This is a genomic window from Zhongshania aquatica (assembly GCF_027257955.1).
Lineage (GTDB): Bacteria > Pseudomonadota > Gammaproteobacteria > Pseudomonadales > Spongiibacteraceae > Spongiibacter > Spongiibacter aquatica.
The window spans coordinates 1-2143 of the sequence record NZ_JANZNQ010000073.1 but is presented as its reverse complement, the minus strand read 5'-3'; the positions used below and the strand labels follow the sequence as shown (position 1 = coordinate 2143).

Annotated in this window: 1 protein-coding gene and 2 pseudogenes; all 3 read left to right on the top strand. The window is 52.2% G+C overall.

The features are described from left to right. Positions 1–396 precede the first annotated feature (396 nt). Positions 397–1364, top strand: a pseudogene (ltrA, locus tag O9X78_RS20620) (group II intron reverse transcriptase/maturase); the annotation flags it as partial. Between the two features lie 102 nt (positions 1365–1466). Next, on the top strand, positions 1467–1811 hold the full coding sequence (locus tag O9X78_RS21060) for a group II intron maturase-specific domain-containing protein (RefSeq protein WP_492220233.1): 345 nt from the start codon (positions 1467–1469) through the stop codon (positions 1809–1811). Positions 1812–1875: 64 nt separating this feature from the next. Beyond that, positions 1876–2143 (top strand): annotated as a pseudogene (locus O9X78_RS20610) (IS3 family transposase); the annotation flags it as partial.

The window sequence follows — 2143 nt, the reverse complement described above, 5'->3', positions numbered from 1 at the left end:
TGGGACAGTGTGCCGTAGAGGCGCCAGTAAACGCCAGCATGGATGCAGGCAAACACTGAGCCATAAGCTCAGCAGGAGATGGTGGTAGGTCCACCGGAGTCGGCTGTCGGAAGCGGGCTCCAAACCGGCCCAAGCTGCATACATTAAGAGTGTGTGTGGTGAGCGTTGGGTGAAAAGGCCGCATAAATGCGGTCAGGTGAGATATTGAGAGGCGAGTAAAACCGAACCCATGTTGACGTGTCGAGATCCATACATGACATCAAAATCGAGGGCGTGTCCCACCTTCGAGATCAGTTTGCGAGTGTACTCCGAATGCTGCGCAGGCGGTGTCCGGCATAAAGTGGGCGCGACTCAATATCAGGCTCTTGTTGGGAACTGCGGGAACCAGTCATCGTGATGTTTAAGGGAGAAGGCACAAGTGGCGACCACCACAAGGCTGAGAGTACCGATGCACGATACTGGGGCGGAGCTGCTCGTAGTAGTGATGAAATGCCTGTAATGGGCATGGAGCGAAGGGGCAGCGTCAAGCAGTCTGAAGGCCGATCTCAACTGCGTCAGCAGGAGGAGGGTCTGCATCAGGCAAAACCATTCGAGATCGACAAGTGGTTATTTGTTGAAGCATACAAACGTATCAAAACGAACGCGGGGGCTGCTGGCATAGATCAGCAGTCTCTGGATGATTTTGACCGAAATCGAAAGGACAATCTGTATAAGCTTTGGAACCGAATGTCATCGGGTAGCTACATACCCCCGCCAGTGCGAGCTGTCTCCATACCGAAGAAATCGGGAGGTACGCGGACACTGGGCATTCCTACGGTGGCTGATCGAATAGCTCAGATGGTCGTCAAGCTCCAGTTTGAACCCAATGTAGAGCCTCATTTTCTCGCGGACTCTTATGGCTATAGGCCGGGTAAATCGGCTCTTGATGCTATTGAGGTCACGCGAAAGCGATGTTGGCGTCAGGACTGGGTGCTGGAGTTTGATATTAAAGGGCTATTCGACAACATTCCGCATGACCTATTGCTGCGAGCAGTCGACAAGCACACCCGTGATCCATGGGTACGGCTGTATATTCGTCGATGGCTAACAGCACCGATGGTGATGGACGTACTAGAGAGAGGGGCAAGGGGACTCCGCAGGGCGGTGTGATCAGCCCTGTGCTGGCGAACCTGTTTCTTCACTATACGTTCGATCGCTGGATGAGTCAGTGCTTCCCTGCCATCAAATGGTGTCGTTATGCGGATGACGGGATACTGCATTGCAGCACGGAAAAGCAAGCACGGTACCTGTTGCGGACCCTGCGAGAGCGGTTTGCCGCATGTGGGCTCGAGTTGCATCCAGAGAAAACCAAGATTGTTTATTGTCAGGATCATCGTAGGCAAGGGAGCCACGCACATACCTCGTTTGACTTTCTGGGCTACAGCTTCTGCAAAAGAACGGTCAAAAGTAAAACCGGAGACCTGTTCATGGGCTTCTGCCCAGGCATTAGCAAGGCTGCACTGAAGTCAATCACTCAGAGGATCAAAGCGTGGAACATAGGGCGGCGAACGGATCTGTCACTGGCAGATATCGCTGGCTTTATAAACCCGTATCTGAGGGGCTGGTGGAATTACTATGGGCGATATTACCGATCACTGTTGTATCGGGTCGCGCGCTATGTAAATCAACGGCTGGTCAGATGGGCTACGCGTAAGTTTAAGCATCTTCGAGGAAGGAAGATGAAGGCGATTGCAGCATTTAGCCAGCTAGCCAGTACGCGCAGGAAGTTATTTGCGCACTGGTCGCAAGGGATGTCGGGTGCGTTTGCTTGATGGGAGCGGTGTGAGCCGAGAGGTTCACGCACCGTTCTGCGAGAGGCTGAGGGTGAGATTCCCTTGGTCTACTCTCCTCAGCTATTTACCTAGTCATGTTAAAGGGCAGCACTATTACCTTTATATGATCTTAGATATTTTTAGCCGGAAAATTGTAGGTGCTGAGGTGTACTCTCAAGAACTTGGCGCACACGGCGCCGATCTGCTTCAAAGGTCAGCCTGGGCAGAAAAGTGCGTAAACAGAAGGCTCATTTTGCATTCAGATAATGGTGCGCCCATGAGGAGCTTTACAATGCTTGCCAAGATGCAAGATCTTGGTGTTATCTCCTCTT

Bases quoted from the DNA above. Each gene is read 5' to 3' on its own strand.
- O9X78_RS21060 (WP_492220233.1), top strand. From the start codon at position 1,467: ATGGGCTTCTGCCCAGGCATTAGCAAGGCTGCACTGAAGTCAATCACT.